We start from the raw sequence: 26,130 nt of genomic DNA, 5'->3' as shown, positions 1-26,130 counted from the left end.
AAACCCGTCGTACGGCACGGACCGCCCGGGCGGTGGAGACTGGACGCTACTGTGACGGTCGGACAAGATTGACGCACGTCCAGTGACGGGCCGGCGCGACGATCGGGGTCGACAATGAGCAGCATGCGGGAGGCGCAGCGGGCGCACGCACAGCAGGTGCACGCCCAGCACCGCACCCAGGCCTTCGCCTACCGGCAGCACCAGCAGATGCTGTGGGAGGCGGAGAACGCCCGGCAGGCCGCCGAGCGGGCCGCCGCCGACGACGAACGCCAGCGCAAACGCCTGTACACCGAGGCCCGTGCGGCCAAGGTCGCGGCGGCCAACGCGAATCTGCGCTCCCGGGTGGCGGAGTTGGAGGACCTGCTCGCCGACACCCTCGCCGTCGACGACCACATCGACCTGAACCGGCTCAAGCGCACCGCCGCACCGCCGCCGTTCGACCCGGGCCCACTCGCCGTGGCGCTGACCCCGCCGAAGTGGTCCGACTTCGCGCCACCGGCACCGGCCGGGCTGGGCAAGATGTTCGGCGGCGAGGTCCGCCACCAGCAGTTCCTCGCCGAGGCACAGCAGGCGTTCGCGCAGGCCACCGCCGACCACGAGGCGGCGGAGGCGCAGCGCCAACGACGGCTCGCCGCCGCCGAGGAGCGCTACCGTGAGCAGTGCGAGAAGCTGGCCGCCAAGGCCGCCGCACACAACGCCGCGATCGACCGCTTCTCCGCCGTCTTCGCCGCCGCCGATCCCAAGGCCGTCGTCGAGTACTTCGGACTGGTGCTGGGCAACTCGGTCTACCCGGACGACTTCCCGCAGCGGTACCGGCTGGCGTACCTGCCCGAGTCCCGGCAACTGGTGGTGGAGTACCAACTGCCGACGGTCGAGGTCATCCCCCGGGTGCGCGAGTACCGCTTCCAGCCGGCCGAGGACGAGGTGACCGCGGTGGGCCGCCCGGCGGACGAGATCGCCCAGCGGTACGCCGACGTGGTCACTCAGATCACCCTGCGCACCGTGCACGAGCTGTACGAGGCCGACCGTACCCGGCTGGTCGAGACGGTCTGTCTCAACGGCATCGTCGACACCCTGGACCCGGCCACCGGGCGGCGGGCCCGCCCCTGCCTGGTCAGTCTCCGGACCACCCGCGACGAGTTCGTCGCGATCAACCTCGCCAAGGTCGACCCGGCCGCCTGTCTGCGTCGACTCGACGCCCGGCTCTCCGCCCGCCCGGCCGAGCTGGCACCGGTGTCGGCCGTGGTCGACTTCGACCAGGTCGACAAGCGGTTCGCCGACGAGATCGACGTCCTCGCCGACCTCGACCAGCGGCCCAACCTGCTGGCCATGCCGGCTGAGCAGTTCGAGCAGCTGATCGCCGACCTGTTCGTCAAGCTCGGGTTGCAGATGCGGCAGGTACGCACCACCGCCGACGGCACGGTGGAGTGCCTGGCGCACGACCCGCGACCGTTGTTCGGCGGCACCGTGGTCGTACTGGCCCGACGCGGCGGTGGCACCGTCGACGTCTCGGCGGTGCGTGACCTGTTCGGAGTCGTCCAGGCGGAGAACGCGTCGAACGGCATCCTGGTGACCACTGCCGGCTATACGCCGGCGGCGCACGACTTCGCCTCCGGCAAGCCGTTGGAGCTGATCGACGGTTCGGCGTTGCTGCACATGCTCGCCGAGGCTGGCGGGGTCAAGGCACGGATCGACAGCCGGACCTGAGCGCCACCGCCGGGACGGCCCGACACCGGATCAGGCGGTGTGGCCGCCGTTGACGGTGATCCGCTGCCCGGTGACGAAGGCGGCACCGGGCGAGGCCAGATAGCAGACCGCCGCCGCCACCTCGTCCGGCGTACCGATGCGCCGCAGCGGCACCTCTGCGGCGTACCCGCGCAGTGCCTCGTCGGTGGTGCCGGCGTGCCGCTCCACCGGGATCCACCCCGGCGCGACCAGGTTGACCGTGATGTTCGACGGGCCCAGCTCCCGGGCCCAGGTACGGGTGAGGCCGACCTGCGCGCCCTTGGCGGCGGCGTACGCCGACCAGCCGGGAGTGCCCCGGTCGAACATGTCCGAGCCGATCTGGACGACCCGTCCACCGCCGGCCGCCCGCATCCCCGGCAGCACCGCCTGCACCAGCAGGGTCGGGCTCTTGACGAAGAACGTCAGCTGGTCCAGGTGGTCCTGCCAGGTCAGTTCCTCCACGGCCCGTTGCGGCTGCGGGCCGGTGGCATTGGCCACCAGCACCCGGACCGGGCCGAGTCGCGCGGCGACCGCCGCCACCAACTGCGTCACCTCGGCTTCGTCGGTCACGTCGGCGCCGAACGCATCGGCGGTGCCGCCGGCGGCCCGGATGTCCGCCACGACGGCGGCCGCGCCGGCCGCGTCCGACCGGTAGTTGACCGCCACCGCCCATCCGTCGGCGGCCAACGCCCTGGCCATGACCGCCCCGAGCCCCCGGGACGCTCCGGTCACCAGCGCGGTACCCCTGCGTACGGTCCTGTCGTCTGTCACCGGCCCATCCTCCCCTGCCGGGCGGGCGGGCCCGCCGCCTCCCTGCCCAGGCCCGCCGCCTCCCTGCCCAGGTCGGTGGGCCCGCCGTCGACGCCGGTGGACCGCCCGTCGGCTGCGTCACGCTCGACGCCGGCGTCCCCGGCGACGCGTTACATTTGTCGGCATGTCAGGCGACGCCGCGCACCGTGCACCACTGTGGTGGGTGGCACGATGGTGCGGCCGGGCCCTGACCTACCTGGCTCTCGCGGTCCTGGCGCTGTCCGCCGGCGCCGGTGAACAACCGTACGGGTGGCCACCGGCGGGCGCCACGGTGCAGGTGAGCACCCTGGCGGCGCCGACCGTCGGCATCGCCGCCACGCCGCACCAGGCGTCGGCGACCAGCCAGAGCATCCCCGTCACCCGGCAGGCGACGCCGGTCCACGGCGGTCCAGCCGCCGATGGGGCGCCGGAGGGCCTGCCGTCGGTGCCGACCGGGCCGGCCGACGTCGGCGCGACCTCCGCGTACGCCGCAGCGCCGGCACCGCCGCGTGCTCCGCCACCCCACGCCGACGGCACGCGACCGCAGGCCAACTGACATCTGCAGGCCAACTGACACCTGCTGACCGGTTACGCCCCCGTCCTGCCGCCCACGCTCCGGCGCCGCGCCCGTGCCGACCTGTGCCCGGCGGTGACGCCGCCCCTCCTGTTCGCCGTGACCGATGAGGTGACCGTTGACCGACATGGCACTCCACCAGTTTCTTCTTGACGTGGCTCTGGCAGGTGTCGCCGGGACCGTGCTGCTACTGGCCGCCGCCGGCGCGCTGGTCCTGCTCACTCTCCGTACCCGTTCGGCCGGCGGGGTCGGTCCCCGCCCGGGGCGGCGGAGCCGGCGGGTGGCGCAGGCCCGCGACGCCTACCGCTACGCCGGCGAGGTCGCCGTCGCCGCCGCCCGGGCCGAGCGGACGGTACGCCGCCGACACGACCAGTGGCAGCAGGACCACGCCGCTCTCGACGCCGCCTGGCAGGACTTCGACGCCGCCGACCGGGCGGTACGGCGGCTGGCCGCCGCCGCCACCCTGCCGGCTCCGACCACCGACCGGACCCCGGCCGAGTACGCCGACCGGGAACGTCACCTGCACCGGGCGGCGATGGCCGCGTACTGGCGCCGTGAGCTGACCGTACGGCAGCTGACCGACGCGCTGGCCAACCGCAACGGCTGGGATCCGCGCCGGCATCCGGTGGAGCAGGAGCTGGCGCTGCGCGCAGCGATCCGCGACGAGCGCTACCGGCAGTACCGGGCCGTCGTCGAACGGGAACGCGGCGCCTGGCAGGCGGTGGAGTCGGCCCGTACCGCCGCCCGCAGCCTACGGGCGGAGGCGGTCGCCGCCGACGCCCTCGCATGGCGGCTGCGCCGGTGGCGGCCCCGGGCCGCCGATCCGGTCACCGCCGCCGGCGGCGGTGCGACCGCCGCCATCGGGGCAACCGGCTGGCAGCCGGCGTGAACCCGCTGGTCGGCGCGGGTGCTGCCGACGGCCGGCCGGTCAGCGGGGGAAGTAGCGGTCCAGGAAGTCGTTGTGGAACACCCCGGCCGGGTCGTAGCGGACCAACAGGTCGGCGAAGTCGGACCACCGCTCGTAGCGGCCGGCGAGCACGTCGGCGTCGACGGTGAACAGTTTGCCCCAGTGCGGCCGGGGCGCGTACGGCGCGAGTGCCTGCTCGATGGCGGTGACCACCGGCAGCACCGCCGTGGTGTCGGCCACCCAGGTGAAGTGGATCGCGACGGCGCCGCGCCGGTAGTTCATGCTCAGCCACAGTTCGTCGGCGGCGACCGTACGGATCTCGCAGGTCTGCAGCACCGGGGCGATCCGCTCCCGCAGCCCGGCCACCGCGTCGAACGCGGCCACCACGTCGTCGGCCGGCACCAGCCACTCCGACTGCAGTTCGGCACCGCTGCTCGGGGTGAAGTCCAGCCGGAAGTGCGGCAGCCGGTTGTGCCACGGGCCGGCCACCCCCAGCTGGCTGGTGCAGTTCTCGGCCGGCATCCCGGGCACCGGGTGACGCGGCCCGTCGGCCGCCGTCAGCCCCCACCCGTCGGCGTCCACCGGGGCGGCGTCGGCGTCGGTACGCCGTTTCACCCACACCTGGTCGACGTCGGTGCTGCTCCAGTCGGTGAACAGGCTGACGCTCCAGCCGCTGGCCGCGATCTGCGGCCAGTGGGCGACGAGTGCGTCCCGGGTGAGCCCTTCGTAGACGTACTGCGCCACATCGAAGGTCGGCTGGATCGCGAGCGTGACGCTGGTGACGACGCCGAGTCCGCCGAGGCTGACCACCGCGCCGGCGAAGTCCGGGTGGGTGTGGTCGAGCCGGACCAGGTCGCCGTCGGCGGTCACCAGGTCCAGCGCACGCACCGCCGTGGCGAGGTTGCCGTTGTGCTGGCCGGAGCCGTGGGTGGCGGTGGCGCAGGCCCCGGCGACGGAGATGTGTGGCAGCGAGGCCAGATTGTGCAGCGCGTAGCCGTGGGCGTGCAGATGCGCGGCGAGTTCGCCGTAGCGGATGCCGCCGCCGGCGGTCACTGTCGACGACGCGGCGTCGATGGTCACCTCGGTCGGCAGGTTGGCCAGGCTGACCAGGTCGCCGTCGGTGTCGGCGAGCCGGTTGAACGAGTGCCCGGTGCCGAGCACCCGCAGCCGGTCCGCCCCGGCCACGATCCGCCGCAGTTCCTCGACGCTGCCCGGACGGTGGATCTGGCGCGCGGCGAAGGTGACATTGCCCGCCCAGTTGGTGACCGCTGCGGTCATCGGCCCGCACCCCTCTCCCCGACCCCGCCCACCGTACCCTGGATGCGATCCGTCCTCGGGGCGGTCCGGTCGGTGGACCGGTGACCACGACGGTCGAGCACGGAGGTGGCGTCATGCGCGTGGCGGTGTTCAGCACGAAACCGTACGACACGCGGTTCCTGACCGAGGCGAACGCGGCGGCCGGGCACGACCTGGTGTTCCTGGAGCCGAGGTTGTCCCCGGAGACCGCGCCGTTGGCCGCCGGTGCCGACGCGGTCTGTGCCTTCGTCAACGACGACCTCAGCGCGCCGGTGCTGGAGACGCTGGCGCACGGCGGGGTCCGGCTGATCGCGCTGCGCTCGGCCGGGTTCAACCACGTCGATCTGGCGACCGCGCGGCGGCTCGGGCTCACCGTCACCCGGGTGCCGGGCTATTCGCCGTACGCGGTCGCGGAGCACTGCGCCGGGCTGGTCCTGGCCCTCAACCGCAAGATCCACCGGGCGTACAACCGGGTACGGGAGCACAACTTCGCCCTCAACGGGCTGCTCGGCTTCGACCTGCACGGGCGGACCGTCGGCGTGGTCGGCACCGGCAAGATCGGCGTACGGTTCATCCGGATCATGGCGGGTTTCGGCTGCCGGGTGATCGCCGCCGACCCGTACCCGGCGGACGAGGCGGTCGCCGCCGGGGCCAGCTACGTACCGTTGCCGACCCTGCTCGCCGAGTCGGACATCATCACCCTGCACTGTCCACTCACACCCGAGACACATCACCTGATCGACGAGGAACGGATCGCGCAGATGCGCGACGGCGTGATGCTGATCAACACCAGCCGGGGCGCGCTGGTGGACACCGCCGCCGTCATCCGGGGGCTCAAGAGCGGCAAGATCGGCTACCTGGGGCTGGACGTGTACGAGGAGGAAGCCGATCTGTTCTTCGAGGACCTGTCCGACCAGATGCTGCGCGACGACCTGTTCTCCCGGCTGGTGACCTTCCCGAACGTGCTGATCACCGGCCATCAGGCGTTCTTCACCGAGGAGGCGCTGCACAACATCGCCGCGACCACTGTCGCCAGCCTCACCGCCTTCGAGCGGGAGGGTTCCGCCGCCCGGATCGCACCCGACGCGCTGGTGCACTGAGCCGGGGCCGCCGTGCCGTCCACTGCGCTGATTCCTACCTACGGTTGCGCCATCACCCGGGTCGCTTGCTAACTTGCCTGGTTGTTCGTCCGATATGCCCGTCCGCACGTACCGGGCGGCGGTGGTGTCGGCAGTCGCGGGGAGTCATCGTGTCCGTAGAGGAAGAACCGCCGGACGGTCCGGTCGCCAGGCGCGCCAGCGCGTACGCCGGTGACCGGGCACACGCCTTGCGGACGTTGTTCCCCGCCGCCACCGCACGCCGGGCGAGACAGGCGCCAGCTCAGCCAGCGGCGCACCAGCCCGTGCCGAAGCCGGCGCAGCCGACGCCGAAGCAGCCAGCGGCAGCGCAGCCGGGCGCGGTGGCGGACACCGGGACGGACCGACCCGGCGGACGCCGACGGCTGCTGCTGCTGTGCTCCGCAGGGGCACTGGTCGCCGTGACGGCGGCCCTGCTGTGGTGGATTCCCCGCGACGACCCGCCCGCCGACGCACCACCGCCGGACCCGCTGTCTGCGGTCGCACCGCAGGTCTCTGCTGCGGCCGTCACCCCGCCCGGCTCCACCGGACCGACGGCACCAACGGCGGAGGCGACACCGGTGCCGCCGTCACCCGGTCCGACGGTGTCGACACCACCGGACCGGTCGGCCACGCCGGCCGCCGTACCGCCGCCGTCCGTACCACCGTCCGCGCCGACCGATCCCACGCCTCGGGCCGGACGCCCCAACCCGGACGGGCGCAACCTGGCGCTGCGACGTCCCGTCTCGGCGTCCAGCGCGGAGGCTCCACATTTCGGGGCCTCCGCCGCCGTCGACGGCGACCTCGGCAGCCGGTGGAGCAGCGCGTTCCGCGACCCGCAGTGGATTGCGGTGGACCTCGGCGCGCTGTGGCGGATCCGCAGCGTCACGCTGCACTGGGAACACGCGTACGCCGTCGCCTACCGGGTGGAGACCTCGGCCGACGGCCGACACTGGTCGACCGGGTACGCGACCCGCACCGGCACCGGCACCGTCCATCTCGAACTGTCCGGGACCGACGCCCGCTACGTGCGGATGTCCGGCACGACACGCAACGGCCAGTACGGCTACTCCTTGCTGGAGTTCGAGGTGCGCTGACGCCGTCACCGCCGGTCAGCTGCCGCCGCCGGCCAGCGGCGGAACACCCAGCTGCGCAGCAGCAGGAAGCGCGCCACGGTGGCGGCGAGATTCGCCGCCACCAGCACCGCCACCTCGACGGCGCGACCGGCGGCTGGCACGGCGGCGTCGAGCAACGCCAGTGAGCCGCTGGTCAGCGCCAGCCCGACGGCGAACACCGCCAGGCCCTGCAGGTGGTGCCGGCCGACGCTGCCCCGTCCGCTGACGCCGAAGGTGAACCGGCGGTTCGCGGCCGTGTTGCCGACCGCAGTGATCAGCAGAGCCAGCAGGTTCGCCGACTGCGCCGGCAGACCGGCCCGCAACAGAGCGAAGATCACGACGTACGCCAGGGTGCTCGCCGCCCCGACCCCGGCGAACCGGATCAGCTGGCCGGTGAGCCCCTCACCGGCCGGCCGGCCCAGTTCGCGGCGGACCTCGGCCAGCGGCAGGGACCCGGTGGCCAGGTCCCGTCCCACCCGCGCCATCCCCTTGAGGTCCGCGATCGCGGTCGAGACGATGTCGACCCGGCTGTCCGGGTCGTCGACCCAGTCCACCGGGACCTCGTGGATGCGCAGTCCGGCGCGTTCGGCCAGGACCAGCAGTTCGGTGTCGAAGAACCAGCCGGTGTCGCGGACCAACGGCAGCAACCGGTCGGCAACGTCCTTGCGGATCGCCTTGAACCCGCACTGCGCGTCGGAGAACCGGGCGGCGAGGGCTCCGCGCAGCAGCAGGTTGTAGCCCCGGGAGATGATCTCCCGCTTCGCTCCCCGGACCACCCGGGAGCTGCGGGACAGTCGGCTGCCGATGGCCAGGTCCGAATGGCCGGAGATCAACGGCGCGACCAACGGCAGCAGTGCGGCGAGGTCGGTGGACAGGTCGACGTCCATGTAGGCGAGCACCGGAGCGGGCGAGGCGGACCAGACGGCGGCGAGGGCCCGGCCCCGGCCCTTCTGCGGCAGGTGCGCCACGACGACCCGGGGCAGGTCGTCGGCGAGGGCGGCGGCGACCTGGGCGGTACGGTCGGTGCTGGCGTTGTCCGCGATGGTGATCCGGAAGGGGTAAGGGAACGTCTCGACAAGGTGCTGGTGCAGTCGACGCACGCAGGGTTCGAGGTCGCGTTCCTCGTTGTGGACCGGAATCGTGACGTCGAGCACGGGCGGCGGGTCGGTGACGGACCCTGCCTCGTCGGACCGTGGTCGTGGACCGGTCAGCGCGGCGCCGTCGGCGGGAAGCATCGTGGTGGACATGCCTCGACGGTGCGGCGACGGGCTGGGCGGGCGTTCGGACCGGCCTGTGTCCCGGCTGTGCGACTGACGACGTTCAGGTGAACGCCCTCCAGGGTGGGACGGGACGGTTGAGCAGGTGGACGGCACGACGCCGCCCCGGCGGTCGCGGCTGCTGTGCCGTGACCGCCGGGGCGGCGTCGCCGGTGTCGTTCAGTCGGTCGCCGGTGCCGCTGCGCCGGCGGTGAGGTCGTACACGGTCACGCCACCGATCTCGGTCGCGGTGAAGGTCTGCGTCACCCAGGTCGCGATCTGGTCGGCGGTGTCGCTGCCCGAGTCGCTACGCGGCAGCGATCCGGCGATGAAGTAGTGGATCGCACCGTCGGCGACGTACTGCTGGAACTCGGCAAGGGTCGGTGACGGGTCGCTGCCATTGAACCCGCCGAGCGCCATCACCGGCTCCTCGGTGGCCAACTGGTAGCCGGCGGCGTTGTTGGCACCGACCGCTGCGGCGACCCAGGTGTACGCGTCGGCGTCGGTACGCAGCGCGGCCACGAGCTCCTCGGGGGCACTGGCGGCGTTCAGCAGTCCGCCCATTCCCCCGCCCGGTCCGGCCGTACCGCCGGTCGGGCCGCCCATGGTGCCGTCCGGCTGGCCACCAGCGGGGCCGCCGTCGGCGCCGCCGTCCCGGCCGGTGCCGTCGGGGGCACCGGCCCCGTCGGGTCCGCCCGCGCCGTCGGGCCCGCCGGCCCCGTCACGACCGCCGGCCCCACCCGGCCGGCCCATCCCGCCCGGCCCGGCCATCCCACTGGTGACGGCCGGACCCGCGCTGGGAATCGCTCCCGTGTGGGCGGTGGCGGCGGTCTGCACCGCGTACCCGGTCGGGCCGGCCAGCACCGCGATCAGCGCCGCACCGGCCGCGACCAGCCCGAACCGACCCGCCGACCGGCCTGCCAGCAGCAGTGCCACCACCGCGCCGGCGCCGAGCACCGCGACCGCGACGCGCAGCCAGGGCTGCCAGTCGGCGCTGCGGCTCAGCAGCGTCCATGACCAGGCGGTGCTGACCGCCACCGTGGCGGCGAGCAGCATTCTGATCCACAGCCGGTGGCGGCGCCGCCACAGGGTCGCCGCACCCATGCCGACCAGCGCGCCGACCGCCGGCGCGAGGGCCACCGTGTAGTACGCGTGGTAGATGCCGGCCATCAGGCTGAACACCAGACCGGTGGTGAGCAGCCACCCTCCCCAGAGGAGGAATCCGGCCCGTACCCGATCGGTGCGTGGGGCCCGCGCGCGCAGCACGAGCCCGGCGGCCAGCAGGATCAGCGCCGCCGGCAGCAGCCAGGCGATCTGTCCGCCGTTGTCGGCGTCGAACAGCCGGGCGAGGCCGGTCTGCCCCCAGCCGCCGCCACCACCGACCGAGCCGACCTGCTCCCCGGTGATCCGGCCGAGTCCGTTGTAGCCGAGGGTCAGTTCCAGGATGCTGTCGGACTGGGATCCGCCGATGTACGGGCGGTACCGCGCCGGGACGAGTTCGACGATCGCGATCCACCAGCCGGCGGCACCGACGATGGCGAGGCCGCCGAGCAGCAGGTGCAGGATTCGGCGACGGACCGGGGCCGGCGCGGCGATCAGGTACACCAGCGCGAAGGCCGGTACGACCAGCAGTGCCTGCAGCATCTTGGTGAGGAAGGCGAACCCGATCGCGGTGCCGGCCAGCAGCATCCATCGGGCGCTGGCGGTCTCCACCGCCCGGACGGTGGCGTACGCGGCGGCGACCAGCAGCAGCACGAGCAGCGCGTCCGGGTTGTTGAACCGGAACATCAGGACGGCGACCGGGGTGACGGCCAGCACGAGGCCGGCGATCAGGCCGGCGGCCGGCCCGTACCAGCGCCGGACGGTGGCGTACAGCAGACCGACCGCGGCGACGCCGGCCAGCGCCTGCGGCAGCAGGATCGACCACGAGCTGAGCCCGAACAGGCGTACCGACGATGCCATCAGCCACAGCGACGCCGGCGGCTTGTCGACGGTGATCGAGTTGGCGGCGTCGGAGGAGCCGAAGAAGAACGCCACCCAGCTCTGCGACCCGGCCTGGGCCGCCGCCGAGTAGTAGGCGTTGGCCCAGCCGGAGGCGTCCAGCCCGGTCAGGTAGAGGGCGGCGGTGGCCAGCAGCAGGGCACCCAGCGCGGGTCGGGCCCAGCGCGGCTCGCCCGGCGGGCCGTGGACCAGGCGTCGCCACCGGGTGGCCGGCTGATCGACGGTCGGCTGATCAGCGTACGGCCCTCCCGGCCCGGTGCCGGGTTGCGGACCAGGCGGTCCGTCCTGGCTCGGCGGTCCTGCCGGTACGGGAGCAGACAGTGTCGAGGTCATGCGTGAAGGTTCGGTCGGTCAGCTCGCCGGGCCGTGTGCGACGGCTGTGCGACGGCTGTGAACCTGCGGGCTCGTCCGCGACGAACTGGCATCTGATTTCAGTTCATGTCGTTTGAATTACTGCAATGTTACGAAGAGTCGCCGCGCCGACCCTTGACACTGTCGCCGAGCAGTCCCTATGGTCAGTTGAGTTGTACATGGTTGTCCATGAACAAGAGGCCAGGATGAAGATAGCAGTAGTCGGGAGCTACGGTGCCGGACTCACCATGCGGGTGCCCCGGGTGCCGGTCGCCGGAGAGACCCTCACCGGCGGTGACTTCAGTTCCGGGCATGGCGGCAAGGGCTCCAACCAGGCGGTCGCCGCCGCTCGGCTCGGGGCACAGGTCAGCCTGCTGAGCGCGGTCGGACCCGACCAGTTCGGCACCGCCGCCCGACAGATGTGGGCCGAGGAAGGTGTGGACGCCACGGGGGTGCGCACCGCCGACGCCGCGACGATGGTCGGCGTCATCCTGGTCGACACCCACGGCGAGAACCGGATCGTCATCGCCCCCGGCGCCCTCGACCAGCTCACCACGGCCGACGTGGACCGGTTCGCCGACCGGATCACCGACGCCGACACCGTCGTCGTGTCACTGGAGATCCCACTGCCGGTGGCGACCGCCGCGCTGCGCCTGGCGCACGCGAACGGCGTACGAACCCTGCTCAACCCGGCACCCGCCGTCGAACTGCCGGACGAGGCCTGGGCGTGGATCGACGTGCTCACCCCGAACGCCAGCGAGGCCCAGGTGCTGACCGGCCACCAGCCGGACGGCAACGCGCACCCCGACGACCTCGTCGACCTCATCCGCACCCGGTACGCCGGTGCGCTGGTACTCACCCTCGGCGCCGCCGGTGCCGTCGTCGACCATGACGGGCGGCGCGTCGTCGTCGAACCGGTAACCGTGCCCCGGGTCGTCGACACCACCGGCGCCGGCGACGCCTTCACCGGCGCGCTCGCCGTCGGCCTGGCCCGCGGCGACACCCTCACCGACGCGGCCCGGTACGCCGCCGCCGCCGGCGCCCACGCCGTCGGCATCGCCGAGGTCGTCCCCGCACTCGCCTACCCCGACGACGTCGCGGCCCTGCTCAGGAGACGAGACCGATGACCCAGACGACCACCCCGGCGCCCCCGGTCGCCGTACCGGCCGCCCCACCCGCCAACCGGTCACCGCTGCGCCGATTCCTGCACGCCCGCGAGGCGAGCACCTTCGGCGCGTTGATCGTCCTGTTCGCCCTCGGTGCGTTCCTGGCACCCGGGTTCCTCGGCACCAACAACTTCCTCACCGTCGGCCAGCAGATCGCCCAGATCGGCATCATGGCCGTCGGCGTCACCTTCGTCATCATCAACGCCGAGATCGACCTGTCGGTCGGCTCGATCTACGGGCTCGGCGCCATCGTCTGCGGACTGCTGATGACCTCGGACGTCGCCTGGCCACTGGCCGCCCTCGGCGGGGTAGCCGCCGGCGCGCTCGCCGGCCTGCTCAACGGCCTGATGACCGTCGGTTTCGGCATCCCGTCGTTCATCGTCACCCTGGGCACCCTGAGCGTCTACCGTGGTGTCACGCTGCTGCTCAGCGGCGGCGCACCGATCTCCCTGTCCGCCCGGGAACCAGGCGTAGCCGAGTTCAACCTGCTCGGCCAGGGACGACTGTTCGGGCTGCTGCCGATGCAGCTGGTCATCTTCGCGACGGTCGCCGTCGTCTTCGCCATCGTGCTGTCGCGCTCCCGCTACGGCTTCAACACCTACGCGGTGGGTGGCAGCGCCGAAGCCGCCCGGCTCTGCGGCATCCGCACCGGCCGGGTCAAGGTCGCCGCTTTCACCATCTCCGGCACCCTGGCCGCCCTCGCCGGCGTACTCGGACTGTCGTTCCTGTCGTACGTGCAGGGCGTCACCGGCACCGGGATGGAGCTGACGGCGATCTCTGCGGTGATCATCGGCGGTGCCGCGCTGTTCGGCGGATCCGGCACCATGCTCGGCACCGTCATCGGCGTCGCCTTCATCGGTGTCCTGCAGAACATCCTCAACCTGCGCGGCATCTCGTCGTTCTGGCAGACCGTGGCCACCGGCGCGGTCATCATCCTCGCCGTCGCGGCCGACACCTGGCTGCGCAAGCGATCCGGTCGACGCTGACCCCGGTCCAGCTCACCACCCATCCACCCCGACACACCAGCAAGGAGCCTTCGACATGCGGTTCTCCCTCCGGCGACGCACCGCCTTCGCCGCCGTACTCGGCGCGAGCCTGCTCGCCGCCACCGCCTGCGGTGCGGTCACCCCGGCCACCGACTCCGACTCCGCCTCCGGCGACGGCGGCTTCCAACTCGCCGACTACATCCAGGAGGCGGTCGACAACGGCGACCAGCTGAAGATCCGGCTCAGCTACCACGACCCCTCGCTGGCGTTCGCCGTACCGATCCGCGAGGGCATGCAGCGGGCCGCCGCCGAACTCAGCGTCGAGGCCGAAATGATCGGACCCGCCGGAGGCAGTGCCGCCGACCAGGTCGCCGAGCTGCAGACGCTGATCAACCAGCGGCAGATCCACGGCCTGGCCGTCTCCTCGGCCAGCAACGACGCCCTGATGCCGGTCATCGCTCAGGCCTACGACGCGGGCATCCCGATCATCTCGTTCAACACGAACAACCCCGACTCGCAGCAGATGGGCTTCGTCGGACAGGACCTGGTCGCCTCCGGCGCCGCGCTGGCCGAGGAGCTGCTCGGCGTCCTCGACGGCCAGACCGGCAAGGTCGTCGTCGTCTCCGTCGACGCCGGTGCCGGCTGGTCCAACGACCGCTTCTCCGGCTTCCAGTCGGCCCTGGAGGCATCCGGGTTGGACATCGTCGGACCGGTGAACACCGGCAACGAGCCGAGCGCGGCGTACAACACGATCGAATCGACGATGGCGGCACAGAACGACGCGATCGCGCTGGTCTCCCTCGACTGCTGCAGCTTCACCGCCGGTGCGACCTGGCTCCAGCAGTCCGGTAACGCCGGAAAGATCCACTCGGTCGGCTTCGACGTCCAGCCGCAGACCGTCGAGTACCTCAAGGCCGGTGTGGTCGACCTGACCATCAGCCAGGCCCCGGCCGAGCAGGGCTACCAGGCCGTCAAGCTGCTCACCGGCTTCCTCAGCGACGGCACCGCGATCAGCGACGTGGACACCGGCGTCCTGGTCGTCACCCCAGACAACGTCGACGACGTACCCGTGGAGGGCTGAGCCGATATGACCAGCCCGGCCACGATCAGCACCCCGACGGCCACCGCCGTCGCGGTGACCGGTCTGTCGAAGCACTTCGGACCAGTCCGTGCGCTGCACGACGTGACGATGGACGTCGCCGCCGGAAGCCTCACCGCCGTCATGGGCGAGAACGGTGCCGGCAAGTCGACGCTCATGAAGATCCTGGCCGGCCTGGACTCCCCCACCAGCGGGACCGTGCAGGTCGCTGACGAGCAGGTCACCCGGTTCGACCCGGCCAATCTGCTCAGTCGGCACCGGGTGGCCCTGGTGCCGCAGGAACTGGCCCTGGCCACCGACCGGACCGTCGCCGAGAACATCCTGCTCGGCGCGGAACCCGGCTCCCGCGTGTTCCCGAACCGGCGCCGCATGGACGACCGGGCCGCCGCGCTGCTCGACCGGCTCGGCGTACGGCTGGATCCCCGCCGTCGCGTCGGCGACCTCGACGCGGCCACCGGGCAACTAGTGGTCATCGCCAGGTCGTTGGCCCGCGACGCCCGCCTGGTGATCCTCGACGAGCCGACGTCGATCCTGTCGCCGGCCGAGTCCGATCGGCTGTTCCGGGTGATCCGCCAGCTGCGCGACGACGGCGTCACCATGCTGTACGTCTCACACCGGATGCCCGAGGTGTTCGCCCTGTCGCAGCACATCCACGTGCTGCGCGACGGTCGGCACGTCGGGCACTGGCCGACCGCCGACGTGACCCCCGACCAGGTGGTGGCGGCGATGGTCGGCCGGGAACTCGCCGGCGAACTCGACCGCGGCGGCGGACACGCCGCCCCGGCCGGCACCACCCCCCGGCTGCGGATGCGCGGCGTCACCGGCACGGGATTCACCGACGTCGACCTCGACGTCGCGCCCGGCGAGGTCGTCGGCATCGCCGGGCTACCCGACAGTGGACGGGTCGAGCTGCTGCGGGGCATCTTCGGCGCCGACCCGGTCAGCGGTGGTGACCTGCAGCTCGACGGCACGTCGTTCACCGCGCGTACCCCCCGCGACGCGATCCGCGCCCGGGTGGCGTACCTGCCCGGCGAACGTCGCCACCAGGGCGTCCTGCCGACGATGAGCGTCGCCGACAACATCAACATCCTGACCCTCGGTCGCCGGCAACGGTTCGGTCTGCTGCCCCGGCGTGCTCTGCGGCGCGACGCCGACACCCGGGTCCGCCAACTGCGGGTCAAGACCGCCGACTCCGCGCAGGGCATCACGCAGCTGTCCGGCGGCAACCAGCAGAAGGCGCTGCTCGCCCGCTGGCTGGCCATCGAGCCGCGGCTGATGCTGCTCGACGAACCCACCCGGGGCGTCGACGTCGGCGCCAAAGCGGAGATCTACCGGCTGTTCCGCGACCTTGCCGCCGATGGGGTCGGCATCGTCGTCTCCTCGTCGGACCTGCCCGAACTGCTCACCGTCAGCGACCGGATCGCGGTGCTGGCCGCCGGCCGGCTCGTCGGGGTCCTCGACGCCGACGACGCCACCGAGGAGAGGGTCATGGCGCTGGCCACCGGCGCCCACACCATGCCGGAGGGCACCCACATCATGAAGGAGAAGGCATGAAACGTCGAGGCATCCTCAACGCCGAACTGTCCGGGGCGCTCGCCACGCTCGGCCACACCGACCTGCTGCTGGTCGTCGACGCCGGGTTCCCGGTCCCCCGTACGGCGCACCGCGTCGACCTGGCCATCGCCGAGGACCTGCCCCGGCTGACCACGGTGCTCGACCTGATCGCCGACGAGCTCATCGTCGAAGGCGTGGTGTACGCCGAGGACGTCGCCACCCACAACGCCCCGCTGGCGGACTGGCTGGCCCGGCGCTTCCCCGGCGTACCGACGACCACCCGGGCCCACGCCGACGTCCTCGGCGAACTCGCCCAGCAGGCGAAGGTGATCGTACGGACCGGCGCGTTCAACCCGTGGGGCAACGTCGGCCTGGTCTGCGGGGTCGACGTACCCCGCTGGTTCGACGAGCCCGGTGTCGTCGTCCCCGACTACTACCGGGACCGGATGTAGCCGGTCCGTCCGCCGCGCAGGCGTACCGCACCGCCGGCCAGTCGCACTCCGCCACCTGCCGCACCGCCGCCAGCCGCACCAGATGAACCTTGGAGAGATCGTGATTCCTGCACCCCGCGCCGACATCGGGACGACCCCCGCAGCGTTGGCGCCCTACATCCAGCACACCCTGATCGAGGTCGGCACCACCCACGACCAGATCGTCGCCCACGCCGAGGAGACCGTCCGGTACGGCTTCAGCGCGGCGATGGTGGCCGGCTCGTGGGTCGCCGAAACCGCCGAGGTGCTGCGCGGCACCGGCGTCGAGGTCGCCTCGGCGTTGGACTTCCCCACCGTCGGCGTCACCACCAGCGCAGGCAAGGCCGCCGAGGCGGAGAGCCTGGTCCGGGCCGGTGCCCAGCAGATCGACATCGGCGTGCAGATCGGCTGGCTGAAGAGCGGCCGGTACGACGCGTTCCGCGACGACATCGCCGGGGTGGTCCGCGCGGCCGGGGTACCCGTCAAGGTGATGCTGGAACTGCCGCTGCTCACCCCGCAGGAACGCGACATCGCGGTCGAACTCTCCATCGAGGCGGGCGCGGCCTACCTGAAGAACGCCAGCAGCGGAGCTGTCGAGGTCGCCAACCCCGACAGCGTCGCCTACCTGGTGGCCCGGGCCCCGCAGGGCGTACTGGTCAAGGCGTCCGGCGGGATCAAGTCCTACCCTCAGGCCGTGGCGCTGCTCGACGCCGGGGCGGTGCTGTTGGGCACCAGCGCCGGGGTGGCTATCGTCACTGACCAGACCACCGCCGCGACGACCAGTTACTGACCCGCCGATCCTCTGTCCTGTGCGGACACCTGACCGGTGTCCGCACAGGATGGCATCATGACGATGAGGCGCCATGTCCGACCAGTTCAGCACCGCCGCACCGGCGGAGCGGCTCGACCGCGACGCCCCGGCACCGCTGCACGCCCAGGTGTCGGAGCAGATCCGCGCCCGGATCGTGTCCGGCGAGTGGCCGCCGCACTACCGGCTGCGCAGCGAACCGGAGCTGGCCGTCGACCTCGGCATCTCCCGTGGCACCCTGCGCCGTGCCCTCGCCACGCTGATCCGCGACGGGCTGCTGGTGCAGGTACGGGGGCGCGGCACCTACGTCACCTCCACCGCGATCGAACCGTCGATCGCGCAGAAACTCACCACCCTGTCCGAGGACTTCGCCCGGCAGGGGGTCACCGTCTCCACCCAGGTCCGCTCGCACCAGGTGATGGCCGCTCCGTCGCCGGTCGCCGCACTGCTCGACCTGCGCCCCGGGCAGTCGGTGCTGCGGCTGGAACGGCTCCGGGCCAGCACTGACGGGCCGGTCGCCTGGCTGGTCAACTACGTACGACTCGATCTGGCACCCGGCATCGAACACGCCGATCTCGCCGACCAGTCGCTGTTCGGGCTACTGGAGAACGAGTACCGGTTGAAGATCAGCACTGGTCGGCGTACCTTCACGGCGACCGCCGCGGCCGGTGACGTCGCCGTTGCGCTCGGCGTACCCGACGGGTTTCCGCTGCTCTACCTGGAGCAGATCACCTACCTTGACGACGGACGGCCGATCGAGTACTCGGACGTCTGGATTCACAGCGAACGGATGCGGGTCACCTCACTGCTGTCCCGGCGCTGACCCCGGAAATGTTTCGCGCCCACCGGCGGCCGGTTCCCCGGATCCGCCCATCCACGCCGGTTATCTGGCTCCCGCAGCGGAGACTCTAGTTCCTGTCCGACGGATGCTCCGCCCACCGCCACCGGCAACGCGGCCGGGACGCCGATGGGACGCCGAGCGCACCGAGAGTCAGGAGTGACGCCATGGGATACCTCACCATGTCCGACGGCACCCAGCTCTACTACAAGGACTGGGGCTCCGGCCCGGCAGTCGTCTTCTCCCACGGGTGGCCGCTGAACGCCGACGCCTGGGACGGACAGCTGCTTTTCCTCGCCCAACAGGGGTTCCGGGTCGTCGCCCACGACCGGCGCGGCCACGGCCGGTCCAGCCAGTCGCCGGACGGCAACGAGATGAACACGTACGCCGACGACCTGGCCACCCTCATCGAGGCACTCGGCATCACCGACGCGACCCTGGTGGGCCACTCCACCGGCGGCGGTGAGGTCGCGCGCTACATCGGCCGCTACGGAACCGACCGGGTCTCCAAGGCCGTGCTGATCTCCGCCGTACCGCCGATCATGGTGCAGACGCCGGACAACCCCGACGGGCTGCCGCTGGCGGTGTTCGACGAGATGCGGGCCACGCTGGCCGCCGACCGTTCGCAGTTCTACCAGGACCTGGCGTTGAAGTTCTTCGGCGCCAACCGGCCCGGGGCGACGGTCTCCAAGGGCGTGCTGGACCAGTTCTGGGCCTGGAGCATGCAGGCCGGCCTGTGGAACGTGTACCAGTGCGTCTCGGCCTTCTCGGAAACGGACTTCCGTGACGATCTGGCCGCCTTCGACATTCCCACACTGGTCATCCAGGGCGACGACGACCAGATCGTGCCGATCCGCAACGCGTCGATGAAGACCGCACAGATGGTGCCGGGTGCGCAGGAGGCGTACTACCCGGGTGCCCCGCACGGCATCACCGCCACCCATCAGGACCAGGTCAACCAGGATCTGCTCACCTTCCTGAAGAGCTGACCCGGGGTGGCGCGCCGGGGACGAACGATCGGCTCCGGCAGGTACGGGTGGTCCGTCGGCGACGGACCACCCGTACTCCGTCATTCGCCGCGTCCGCGGCGCGCCAGTCGCGCCCGCGGACGCTACCGATGCGGGTACGCCCGACAGCGCGGGCACCGGATAGGATTCACCCCGCCGGGGCGGTAGCTCAGCCGGTCAGAGCAGGGGACTCATAATCCCTCGGTCGCGGGTTCGAGCCCCGCCCGCCCCACCTCACGCGATACCCAACGGGGGTAGGGGTCGCAGAGATGCAGGCCACGGCCGCTGTCGTGGCCGCCCTGTCGTACGGCGACCGGGCTCCGCGCCGGGGATTCGTGGGTCAGCCCTGGCCGGGCTCGCTACGGGTAGCCCTGCATCCTTGTCAGGGCGGTCCGGAGCGTCCTCAGCTCAAGGCTGTGTGCTGGGTTCAGCTCGACCAGAGACTGGCGATCGGGACGGCGAGGATCCGTTCGCTCAGCGCGAAGACCCGAGGGCCGGTGTGAACGAGAAGCCCCATGGTGAGCCTTGCGCCGAGCCGGTCGCGTAGCCACTCCAGGTGGCGGGCGTCTGCGTGGGAGGGGGCCGCCGACGCCTTGATCTCGATCGCGATGACCTGGCCGTCGCGTGCCTCGATGAGCAGGTCGATCTCGTGGCGGCCGTTGGCGTCGCGTAGGTGGTACATGTCGGCGCCGACGACGCTGATGGCGCACTCGGCCCGTAGCTGCGCGGCTACCAGGGTGTCCAGGATCCGGCCCAGCAGGTCATTGTCGCGAAGAGTGCGGCGGTGATCGACCCGTAGGAGCGGGCCGAGCAGTCCCGGGTCGATGAGGTAACGCTTGGGCAGGCGTACTGCACGGTCCATGAAGTTGCCGGCCCAGGCCGGTACTCGTTGAGTGATCATCAGACTGTCGAGCAGGTTGTCGTAGTTGACGGCGGTGTTCCGGTCGATGCCGGCCGCGTCGTAGAGCAGCTTGTGAGTCGGAACGCCACCGGTATTGGCGGCGATGACGTGCAGGTATCTCCGCATGCGACCGGGATCGCGCGCTACGCCGAGCGCGGGTGCTTCCCGGGTGACGAGGTGGTCGACGTAGCCGGTCAGCCATCGGTCTCGCGCGCGATCGCCTGACACCCGCAACGCCTCGGGCCAGCCGCTCGTCAGCGCTTCGTCCACGTAGTCGTGCAGGTCCCAGTGGGAGGTCGGGTTGCCGAGGGCGTCGGCACCGTCGCCCAGGATCCGGTCGACCAGCGATGTCGAGGCCGGATCGCCATGGCGTTCCCGGCCGACGAGTGGATACATCGTCAGGCGGACGATCCGGCCGGTAGCAGGCCAGCCCGACGTCGTGAGGTCGGCTTGCGATGAGCCGGTCAGTACGAATCGTCCCGGCCTGGGATCGTCGTCCACGGCCCGCTTGACTGCGCCGAGAACTTGCGGCACCAACTGCCACTCATCGATCAGAATCGGCTCGTCAAGTCCGCGAATTGCGGCGTCGGGGTCGGCTGCCACCACGGCAGCCTGCGCGGGAACATCCAGGCGCAGGACCGAGGCCGTGTGACGTCGGGTCGTGGTCGTCTTGCCGCAAGCGCGCGGACCGACGACGAGGGCGGCGGGGTGTGAGGCCACGACCTCGCGAAGCTCCGAGTCGAGAAGGCGGGGTACGTAGGCGCTCATCGAGAGTTCCAATCCAGATCTAGCACAGCTGGAAATCATAAAATAGCACGCTGCCTGGACATGATTTAGCCCAGCATCGGATCATGATCTGGCACGTCCAGTCCGGGCTGCGTCATCAACGCGTCGGCGACCACTTGCCCCCTCGAATCAGCACTTGGGCGGTGGCCAGGTGGATGGCGTCGAGGCTGCGGAGCGTCGGCTCGGCGAACGCGGCTGCGGTCGCACGGGACACCGGCTAGACCGCGCTCCGCACCGCCCGTTGCCGAGGCGAGGTCGTCGGGGTGATCACCTTGACGTCGTTCGCGGCGAGCGCGTCACGCAGCTCGGCGGGGGGTGCGCTGTCGGTGATCAGGTAGTCCGCACTGCCCAGCTCGCAAACCTGGGCGAACAGCCGGCGGCCGAACTTGGAGGAGTCGGCGAGAATCGCCACCCGCCCCGCCCGTGAGATCATCTCCTGCATCATCGCGGCCTCGGCGAGGTTGCTCGTCGTGAAGCCGGCATCCGCGTCCACCGCCCCGACACCGATCAGCGCCAGGTCGCACCTGATGTCCAGTTCGGCGCCGCCGTTGGCCCGGAAGCTGACCGGCCCGATGGTGGCGAGCGTGAGGGTGCGCACCGCGCCACCGAAGACGTAGATGTCGCGGATCGCGGTGGGCGGCAACGCGCCGGGAACCAGCAGGTTGTTCGTCGCCACCGTGAGGTCGCGGTGCTGGCCCAGGTTGCGGGCGACCGCCAGGGTGGTGGTGCCACCGTTGATCATGATGGTCGAGCTGTCCTGGACCAGGGCCGCGGCCAGTCCCGCGATCTTCTCCTTCTCCTGCTCCTGCAGGGTGAGTCGCTGGTCGACCGCCCGATCGGTCCGGGACACCGTGGAGAGACTGACGGCTCCACCGTAGGTGCGTACGAGCACCCCGTCGGCGCTGAGCTGGTCGAGGTCGCGCCGGACGGTGTCGATCGAGACACCGAAGCGTTCGGCCAGTTCACTCACTGTCACCTGGCCGGTGTCAGCGACGTACGCGGCCAGTTGAGCCTTGCGCCCGGCGGGTAGGTGGCGCTGCCGCTCGTCCCTGTCGACGTTCATGCTTCCCCCTTGTCAATGCGGCAGTATGCCACAACCACGCGCTTGTCGCGCACCTAGGAGCAGCGGACCGCATCAACTTGCAGCATCCGGCAGGGGGAGCAGCGGAACGTCGCACAGCGCTCTGAGCAGCCGCAAGGAGTACCGCAAGGCCGGTCCGCTCACCACCTGGCCGCAGCGTTCTGCCGCGTTACGCATTTTTCTGCTGTTCTCCTCTTGTCCTTGCCCGTAACACGTTGCTAACGTGACGCCAACCTGGCAGGTGATCGAGAGTCTTGGATATAGAAGGAGTTCGCCATGTTGTTTCGGGCTACCCGACTGAGACGAGTGATAGGGACGGTCACGGCGGCGGCGACGGTCGCGTTCGTGGCGGCGTGCGGCACGGACGATGCCGCGGCCGACGGCACGGTGACGCTCGAGTTCGCCCAGTGGTGGGGTGCCGAACTGCCGGCCGGGGAGTTCGACAGGATCATCAGCGACTTCACCGCACAGCACCCGAACATCAAGATCGAGCTGCTTAGTGCGCCGTACGCCTCGACCAAGCAGCAGCTGCTCACCGGCGCGGCCTCGAAGACCCTGCCCGACGTGGTCGGCCTCGACGGCGCATGGGTCAACGACTTCGCCCGCCAGGGCGCGATCACCGACCTGTCCCAGCTGATGGCCGACGCCGACTACGACGACAGCCAGATCGCCAGCCAGATCCAGATCGACGGTAAGACCTACATGATCCCGGTGGTCAACTTCGTCTACCCGCTCTTCGTCAACAAGGACCTGCTCGCCAAGGCCGGCGTCGCCAGCGCGCCGACGACCCGCACCGAGTTCCTCGAGGCAGCCGAGAAGATCAGTGCGAGCGGCGGCGACGTCAAAGGCTGGGCCCTGCCGCTCGACACCGCCGTGCCGAACGGGGTCCAGAACGACGTGATGTCCTGGCTCTGGGCCTCCGGCGGCAGCATGCTCACCGACGACGGCAAGCCGAACCTGACCAGTCCGCAGGTGAAGAGCACGGTCGAGTTCGTCAAGAGCCTCAACGACGCCGATGTCATCGCCCCCGGTGCGCTCACCATGAAGGAGCAGGACAAGGTCGAGAAGTTCAGCAACGGCCAGATCGGGATGATGGTCGACTCGCTCGCGCACATCAACCTGATCAAGGAGAACCAGCCGGACCTGGACTTCGAGGTGGTGGCGCTGCCCGCCGAGGACGGCTACACCGGCGAGCGGGGGATCCCCTACGCCTCCTGGGGCATCGGGATCTCCGAGTCCACCGAGCACAAGGCCGAGGCCTTCACGTTCGTGTCGTACCTGATGAGCCAGGAGACGAACGCGTCGCTCAGCACGATCGCGAACGGCTTCCCGGGCAACAAGGATGCCGAGCCCGACTTCAGCAACAGTGACCCGCTTTTCCGGGCCGCCTTCGACATCTACCAGCAGGGCTACCCGGCGAACGAGTTCGTCGGCCTGCCCAAGTCCGAGGATCTGATGCGTTCCTTCGCCGAGCAGTTGCAGCTCGTGTTGACCGACCGGTCGAGCGTCGACGACGCCCTGACCGCGTCGCAGGAGAACTGGTCCTCGGTCATCGAGTAGCCGTCCGGGCGCCGCGCCGGCAGAGCCGGCGCGGCGTCCCACCAAGGAGACAGCCCATGACTCTGACCGCACCGCGGACCCCGACGCGTGCCGTGCCGGCCACCGCCGCCAGGTCCCGCTCCACCCTGGCGCGGCGCCTGGTTCCGTACGGCTACCTGTCCCCCACGATGGCGCTGATCGTGGTCCTGATGGTGGTCCCCATCCTCATGGTGGTCAGCTACTCGTTGCGGGACAACGTGATCGTCCAGGAGAACTCGGTCTTCGTCGGGTTCGCCAACTACACCACGGTGCTGACCGACCCGAACTTCCTGGCCGCGCTGCGCAACACCGCGGTCTTCATCTCCGTCAGCACCATGGCCCACCTGGTCCTCGGCCTCGCCTTCGCGATGATGCTCAACACACAGTTGCTCAGCGGGGTCACCAGGGCGATCTTCCGGATCGTCCACATCCTGCCGTGGCTGTTCACCATCGCGGTGATCGCCGTGATCTGGCGGCTGCTGCTGGACCCGGCCGGCGTGGTCAACTACGTACTGCAGACCCTGGGGCTCGTCCAGCAGGGCGTGAACTGGTTCGGCGATCCGACCATCGCGCTGTGGGCGGTGACGTTCGTCAACATCTGGTCCGGCTACCCGTTCTTCATGATCAGTCTGCTCGCCGCGCTGCAGGGCATCCCCGCCGACCTCTACGAGGCCGCCGCCGTGGACGGCACGACCTGGTGGCAGCGGTTCGTCCACGTGACGTTGCCCCAACTCCGGCCGGTGATCATCAGTATGGCGGTGCTCGATCTGATCTGGACCTCGCACCAGTTCGCGCTGATCTGGATGACCACCGGCGGCGGCCCGCTGAACTCCACCGAGATGCTCAGCACCTTCACCTACAAGCAGGCATTCAGCGAGTACGAGTTCGCCACCGCCTCGGCGGCCGCTGTCGTCGTCCTGCTGCTCACGACCGTGCTGGCCTTCTTCTACGTACGCTCGCAAAGGGAACGGTGAGGGAGATGGCCCCCGTCAAGGCGCGACGCCTACTCGCGAAGGCCGGCGTCGTCACCGGGCTGGTCGCCGGTGGGCTCTTCGCCGGTCTGCCGGTCCTGTGGATGCTGTCCACCTCGTTCAAGCGCAACGGCGAGGTCTTCGCAAGCCCTCCGCAGCTTCTCACCGAGGGCTTCTCGCTCGACGCCTACCGCGCGATCCTGGGCAACGGCGCCCAACTGCGGTTCTTTCTCAACAGCTACATCGTCGCCTTCGCGGTGACCATCCTGACGCTGCTGGTCGCCGTGCTCGCCGGGTACGCCTTCAGCCGTTTCCGGTTCCCGTTCCAGAAGACCATCAACGCCGTGATCATCAGCGTCCAGGCGGTGCCGCCGATCACGCTCGTCATCCCGTACTTCGGGCTCATCGTCGCACTCGGGCTGTACGACACCTACGCCGGCCTGATCCTCACCCACATGGTGTTCACCCTGCCGTACGCGATCATCATGATCACCGCGTACCTCAACACGCTGCCCAAGGAGCTGGACGAGTCCGTCAAGGTCGACGGGGGCAGCGGCTGGACCGCGCTGTGGCGGATCCTCGTGCCGGTCTCGGTGCCCGGTCTGGTCGCGGTCGGCGTCTACACCTTCATGATCTCGTGGAACGAGTACCTGTTCGCGCTCACGCTGACCCGCACCGACGAGATGCGCACCGTGCCCATCGGCATTCAACTGCTCATGGGCCAGCACTCGTACGAGTGGAACCAGATGATGGCGATGAGCATCCTCGGTTCCATTCCCGTCCTCATCCTCTTCCTCATCTTCCAGCGGCGTTTCATCGGTGGACTCACCGCCGGCGCCGTGAAGACCTGACCCACCCGGTAACCAACAGCCACTAAGGAGTAAGTCGGACATGCTGACGACCGGCAAGGCGATTCTCGACGTCGCCAACGCGCACAGCTTCGCCGTGCCAGCCTTCAACATCAGCGACTGGGCGATGTTCAAGGGCATCGTGGAGATCAGTGAGGAGATGAACGCCCCGCTGATCGTGGGGATCCATCCGGACGAGGTCCGGCACATCGGCCGCGAGATGATCACCGGTATCGCCGAGCGGTCACACCACTCGAGCGTCCCGATCGCCATCCACTGGGACCACGGCGCCACCTACGAACAGATCCTGCAGGCGATCCAGTACGGCTTCACCTCCGTGATGATCGACGGGTCGTTGCTGCCGTTCGAGGAGAACATCGCGATCACCCGGAAGGTGACCGACTCCGCGCACGTCCTCGGCGTGTCCGTGGAGGGCGAGCTCGGCACGATCGGTGGGAACGACAGCTACGCCGAGGCGGGTGCCGCCGAGATCATCTACACCGATCCCGACGACGCTGTCACGTTCGTCGAGCAGACCGGTGTGGACAGTCTCGCCGTCGCCATCGGCACCTTCCACGGCATGTACCCGGCCCATCTCAAGCCGGAACTGAAGCTCGACCTGCTCAAGGAGATCAAGAGCCGGGTACAGATCCCACTGGTGCTGCACGGCGGGTCCGGCAACCCGGACGACGAGATCCGCGAGGCGGCCCGGACCGGCATCAACAAAATCAACATCTCCACCGACATCAAGGTCGCCTACCACAGCAAGATGCGCGAGGTGCTGGGCAACGATCCCAAGACCCGCGAGCCCAACGCCATCCAACCCGCCTGCATCGAGGCCATGAAGGTGGTCGCCGCACAGAAGATCGAACTGTTCGGCGCGGCCGGCCGGGCCTCGCTCTACTGAC

Annotated in this window: 23 protein-coding genes and 1 tRNA gene; 18 read left to right on the top strand and 6 right to left on the bottom strand. The window is 70.5% G+C overall.

Annotated features, from left to right (window positions below):
* Positions 1–114 precede the first annotated feature (114 nt).
* Positions 115–1,707, top strand: a complete 1,593-nt coding sequence (locus tag ACN28F_RS25785; protein ID WP_289210433.1) for a restriction endonuclease — start codon at positions 115–117, stop codon at positions 1,705–1,707.
* A 30-nt stretch (positions 1,708–1,737) separates the two neighbouring features.
* Here the strand turns inward: ACN28F_RS25785 and ACN28F_RS25780 are convergent, their stop codons facing one another.
* Complete coding sequence (locus ACN28F_RS25780; protein WP_421360081.1) at positions 1,738–2,496, bottom strand: SDR family oxidoreductase; 759 nt, start codon at positions 2,494–2,496, stop codon at positions 1,738–1,740.
* Between the two features lie 163 nt (positions 2,497–2,659).
* On the opposite strand from ACN28F_RS25780, the gene ACN28F_RS25775 reads away from it, so the two are divergent.
* Both ACN28F_RS25775 and ACN28F_RS25770 read left to right on the top strand, forming a co-directional pair.
* Entirely contained in the window at positions 2,660–3,070 is a 411-nt protein-coding gene (locus ACN28F_RS25775) for a hypothetical protein (RefSeq protein WP_289210431.1), read from the top strand.
* A gap of 145 nt (positions 3,071–3,215) precedes the next feature.
* The gene (locus ACN28F_RS25770; protein WP_289210430.1) at positions 3,216–3,977 is read left to right on the top strand and encodes a hypothetical protein; all 762 of its coding nucleotides are present in this window, start codon (positions 3,216–3,218) and stop codon (positions 3,975–3,977) included.
* A gap of 39 nt (positions 3,978–4,016) precedes the next feature.
* Here ACN28F_RS25770 and ACN28F_RS25765 read toward each other — a convergent pair whose 3' ends face one another.
* A complete protein-coding gene (locus ACN28F_RS25765; RefSeq protein WP_421360079.1) occupies positions 4,017–5,273 on the bottom strand; it encodes an FAD-binding protein in 1,257 nt (418 codons plus the stop codon).
* A gap of 113 nt (positions 5,274–5,386) precedes the next feature.
* Here ACN28F_RS25765 and ACN28F_RS25760 point away from each other — a divergent pair, with 113 nt between their 5' ends.
* The gene (locus ACN28F_RS25760; protein ID WP_421360077.1) at positions 5,387–6,391 is read left to right on the top strand and encodes a 2-hydroxyacid dehydrogenase; all 1,005 of its coding nucleotides are present in this window, start codon (positions 5,387–5,389) and stop codon (positions 6,389–6,391) included.
* A 149-nt stretch (positions 6,392–6,540) separates the two neighbouring features.
* Positions 6,541–7,503: a discoidin domain-containing protein gene (locus ACN28F_RS25755; protein WP_421360076.1), complete on the top strand. Its 963-nt coding sequence runs from the start codon at positions 6,541–6,543 to the stop codon at positions 7,501–7,503.
* Positions 7,504–7,508: 5 nt separating this feature from the next.
* Here ACN28F_RS25755 and ACN28F_RS25750 read toward each other — a convergent pair whose 3' ends face one another.
* Both ACN28F_RS25750 and ACN28F_RS25745 read right to left on the bottom strand, forming a co-directional pair.
* A complete protein-coding gene (locus tag ACN28F_RS25750) occupies positions 7,509–8,768 on the bottom strand; it encodes a bifunctional glycosyltransferase family 2/GtrA family protein (RefSeq protein WP_289210426.1) in 1,260 nt (419 codons plus the stop codon).
* 189 nt (positions 8,769–8,957) lie between these two features.
* Positions 8,958–11,111: an ArnT family glycosyltransferase gene (locus ACN28F_RS25745; protein ID WP_421360075.1), complete on the bottom strand. Its 2,154-nt coding sequence runs from the start codon at positions 11,109–11,111 to the stop codon at positions 8,958–8,960.
* Between the two features lie 224 nt (positions 11,112–11,335).
* Here ACN28F_RS25745 and ACN28F_RS25740 point away from each other — a divergent pair, with 224 nt between their 5' ends.
* The 9 genes from ACN28F_RS25740 (at position 11,336) to ACN28F_RS25700 (ending at position 19,289) form a co-directional block, all read left to right on the top strand.
* The gene (locus ACN28F_RS25740; RefSeq protein ID WP_289210424.1) at positions 11,336–12,256 is read left to right on the top strand and encodes a ribokinase; all 921 of its coding nucleotides are present in this window, start codon (positions 11,336–11,338) and stop codon (positions 12,254–12,256) included.
* Complete coding sequence (locus ACN28F_RS25735) at positions 12,253–13,281, top strand: ABC transporter permease (protein WP_289210423.1); 1,029 nt, start codon at positions 12,253–12,255, stop codon at positions 13,279–13,281. The genes ACN28F_RS25740 and ACN28F_RS25735 overlap by 4 nt, the downstream gene beginning before the upstream one ends.
* 55 nt (positions 13,282–13,336) lie before the next feature.
* Positions 13,337–14,362: a substrate-binding domain-containing protein gene (locus ACN28F_RS25730; RefSeq protein ID WP_421360074.1), complete on the top strand. Its 1,026-nt coding sequence runs from the start codon at positions 13,337–13,339 to the stop codon at positions 14,360–14,362.
* A 6-nt stretch (positions 14,363–14,368) separates the two neighbouring features.
* On the top strand, positions 14,369–15,934 hold the full coding sequence (locus tag ACN28F_RS25725) for a sugar ABC transporter ATP-binding protein (RefSeq protein ID WP_289210421.1): 1,566 nt from the start codon (positions 14,369–14,371) through the stop codon (positions 15,932–15,934).
* On the top strand, positions 15,931–16,386 hold the full coding sequence (rbsD, locus tag ACN28F_RS25720; RefSeq protein ID WP_289210420.1) for a D-ribose pyranase: 456 nt from the start codon (positions 15,931–15,933) through the stop codon (positions 16,384–16,386). Before ACN28F_RS25725 ends, rbsD begins: the two co-directional genes overlap by 4 nt.
* Positions 16,387–16,486: 100 nt before the next feature.
* The gene (deoC, locus tag ACN28F_RS25715; RefSeq protein ID WP_289210419.1) at positions 16,487–17,194 is read left to right on the top strand and encodes a deoxyribose-phosphate aldolase; all 708 of its coding nucleotides are present in this window, start codon (positions 16,487–16,489) and stop codon (positions 17,192–17,194) included.
* A 73-nt stretch (positions 17,195–17,267) separates the two neighbouring features.
* Positions 17,268–18,035 carry a GntR family transcriptional regulator gene (locus ACN28F_RS25710; protein ID WP_289210418.1) on the top strand — a complete coding sequence of 256 codons (768 nt, stop codon included), beginning with the start codon at positions 17,268–17,270 and terminating at the stop codon, positions 18,033–18,035.
* A 182-nt stretch (positions 18,036–18,217) separates the two neighbouring features.
* Positions 18,218–19,039 (top strand): alpha/beta fold hydrolase, encoded by an 822-nt coding sequence (locus ACN28F_RS25705; protein ID WP_421360073.1) that lies wholly within the window; start codon positions 18,218–18,220, stop codon positions 19,037–19,039.
* A 176-nt stretch (positions 19,040–19,215) separates the two neighbouring features.
* A tRNA-Ile gene (locus ACN28F_RS25700) sits at positions 19,216–19,289 on the top strand.
* A 195-nt stretch (positions 19,290–19,484) separates the two neighbouring features.
* Here ACN28F_RS25700 and ACN28F_RS25695 read toward each other — a convergent pair.
* Together ACN28F_RS25695 and ACN28F_RS25690 are read right to left on the bottom strand one after the other, a co-directional pair.
* Positions 19,485–20,726 (bottom strand): ATP-binding protein, encoded by a 1,242-nt coding sequence (locus ACN28F_RS25695; protein WP_289210416.1) that lies wholly within the window; start codon positions 20,724–20,726, stop codon positions 19,485–19,487.
* A 235-nt stretch (positions 20,727–20,961) separates the two neighbouring features.
* On the bottom strand, positions 20,962–21,807 hold the full coding sequence (locus tag ACN28F_RS25690; RefSeq protein WP_421360072.1) for a DeoR/GlpR family DNA-binding transcription regulator: 846 nt from the start codon (positions 21,805–21,807) through the stop codon (positions 20,962–20,964).
* A 324-nt stretch (positions 21,808–22,131) separates the two neighbouring features.
* Between ACN28F_RS25690 and ACN28F_RS25685 the strand changes: the two genes are divergently transcribed.
* From ACN28F_RS25685 to ACN28F_RS25670, 4 genes are read left to right on the top strand one after another with little or no spacing between them, the layout of a single operon-like run.
* Positions 22,132–23,385, top strand: a complete 1,254-nt coding sequence (locus tag ACN28F_RS25685) for an ABC transporter substrate-binding protein (RefSeq protein WP_421360070.1) — start codon at positions 22,132–22,134, stop codon at positions 23,383–23,385.
* 56 nt (positions 23,386–23,441) lie between these two features.
* On the top strand, positions 23,442–24,377 hold the full coding sequence (locus ACN28F_RS25680; RefSeq protein ID WP_421360069.1) for a carbohydrate ABC transporter permease: 936 nt from the start codon (positions 23,442–23,444) through the stop codon (positions 24,375–24,377).
* Between the two features lie 5 nt (positions 24,378–24,382).
* Positions 24,383–25,225 carry a carbohydrate ABC transporter permease gene (locus tag ACN28F_RS25675; RefSeq protein WP_421360068.1) on the top strand — a complete coding sequence of 281 codons (843 nt, stop codon included), beginning with the start codon at positions 24,383–24,385 and terminating at the stop codon, positions 25,223–25,225.
* A gap of 40 nt (positions 25,226–25,265) precedes the next feature.
* Positions 25,266–26,129: a ketose-bisphosphate aldolase gene (locus ACN28F_RS25670; RefSeq protein ID WP_421360067.1), complete on the top strand. Its 864-nt coding sequence runs from the start codon at positions 25,266–25,268 to the stop codon at positions 26,127–26,129.
* Position 26,130: the final 1 nt, after the last annotated feature.

This window comes from Solwaraspora sp. WMMA2101, from assembly GCF_049179175.1.
Lineage (GTDB): Bacteria > Actinomycetota > Actinomycetes > Mycobacteriales > Micromonosporaceae > Micromonospora_E.
Note: the sequence above shows the minus strand (reverse complement) of the source record. Positions and strands in the feature narration are given on the sequence as shown.

What these genes read in the sequence shown, in the direction of transcription:
- ACN28F_RS25785 (WP_289210433.1), top strand. Translation starts at nt 115, where the DNA reads ATGAGCAGCATGCGGGAGGCGCAGCGGGCGCACGCACAGCAGGTGCAC.
- ACN28F_RS25775 (WP_289210431.1), top strand. Translation starts at nt 2,660, where the DNA reads ATGTCAGGCGACGCCGCGCACCGTGCACCACTGTGGTGGGTGGCACGA.
- ACN28F_RS25770 (WP_289210430.1), top strand. Translation starts at nt 3,216, where the DNA reads ATGGCACTCCACCAGTTTCTTCTTGACGTGGCTCTGGCAGGTGTCGCC.
- ACN28F_RS25765 (WP_421360079.1), bottom strand. Translation starts at nt 5,273, where the DNA reads ATGACCGCAGCGGTCACCAACTGGGCGGGCAATGTCACCTTCGCCGCG.
- ACN28F_RS25760 (WP_421360077.1), top strand. Translation starts at nt 5,387, where the DNA reads ATGCGCGTGGCGGTGTTCAGCACGAAACCGTACGACACGCGGTTCCTG.
- ACN28F_RS25750 (WP_289210426.1), bottom strand. Translation starts at nt 8,768, where the DNA reads ATGTCCACCACGATGCTTCCCGCCGACGGCGCCGCGCTGACCGGTCCA.
- ACN28F_RS25745 (WP_421360075.1), bottom strand. Translation starts at nt 11,111, where the DNA reads ATGACCTCGACACTGTCTGCTCCCGTACCGGCAGGACCGCCGAGCCAG.
- ACN28F_RS25740 (WP_289210424.1), top strand. Translation starts at nt 11,336, where the DNA reads ATGAAGATAGCAGTAGTCGGGAGCTACGGTGCCGGACTCACCATGCGG.
- ACN28F_RS25735 (WP_289210423.1), top strand. Translation starts at nt 12,253, where the DNA reads ATGACCCAGACGACCACCCCGGCGCCCCCGGTCGCCGTACCGGCCGCC.
- ACN28F_RS25730 (WP_421360074.1), top strand. Translation starts at nt 13,337, where the DNA reads ATGCGGTTCTCCCTCCGGCGACGCACCGCCTTCGCCGCCGTACTCGGC.
- ACN28F_RS25725 (WP_289210421.1), top strand. Translation starts at nt 14,369, where the DNA reads ATGACCAGCCCGGCCACGATCAGCACCCCGACGGCCACCGCCGTCGCG.
- rbsD (WP_289210420.1), top strand. Translation starts at nt 15,931, where the DNA reads ATGAAACGTCGAGGCATCCTCAACGCCGAACTGTCCGGGGCGCTCGCC.
- ACN28F_RS25710 (WP_289210418.1), top strand. Translation starts at nt 17,268, where the DNA reads ATGTCCGACCAGTTCAGCACCGCCGCACCGGCGGAGCGGCTCGACCGC.
- ACN28F_RS25705 (WP_421360073.1), top strand. Translation starts at nt 18,218, where the DNA reads ATGGGATACCTCACCATGTCCGACGGCACCCAGCTCTACTACAAGGAC.
- ACN28F_RS25695 (WP_289210416.1), bottom strand. Translation starts at nt 20,726, where the DNA reads ATGAGCGCCTACGTACCCCGCCTTCTCGACTCGGAGCTTCGCGAGGTC.
- ACN28F_RS25690 (WP_421360072.1), bottom strand. Translation starts at nt 21,807, where the DNA reads ATGAACGTCGACAGGGACGAGCGGCAGCGCCACCTACCCGCCGGGCGC.
- ACN28F_RS25680 (WP_421360069.1), top strand. Translation starts at nt 23,442, where the DNA reads ATGACTCTGACCGCACCGCGGACCCCGACGCGTGCCGTGCCGGCCACC.
- ACN28F_RS25675 (WP_421360068.1), top strand. Translation starts at nt 24,383, where the DNA reads ATGGCCCCCGTCAAGGCGCGACGCCTACTCGCGAAGGCCGGCGTCGTC.
- ACN28F_RS25670 (WP_421360067.1), top strand. Translation starts at nt 25,266, where the DNA reads ATGCTGACGACCGGCAAGGCGATTCTCGACGTCGCCAACGCGCACAGC.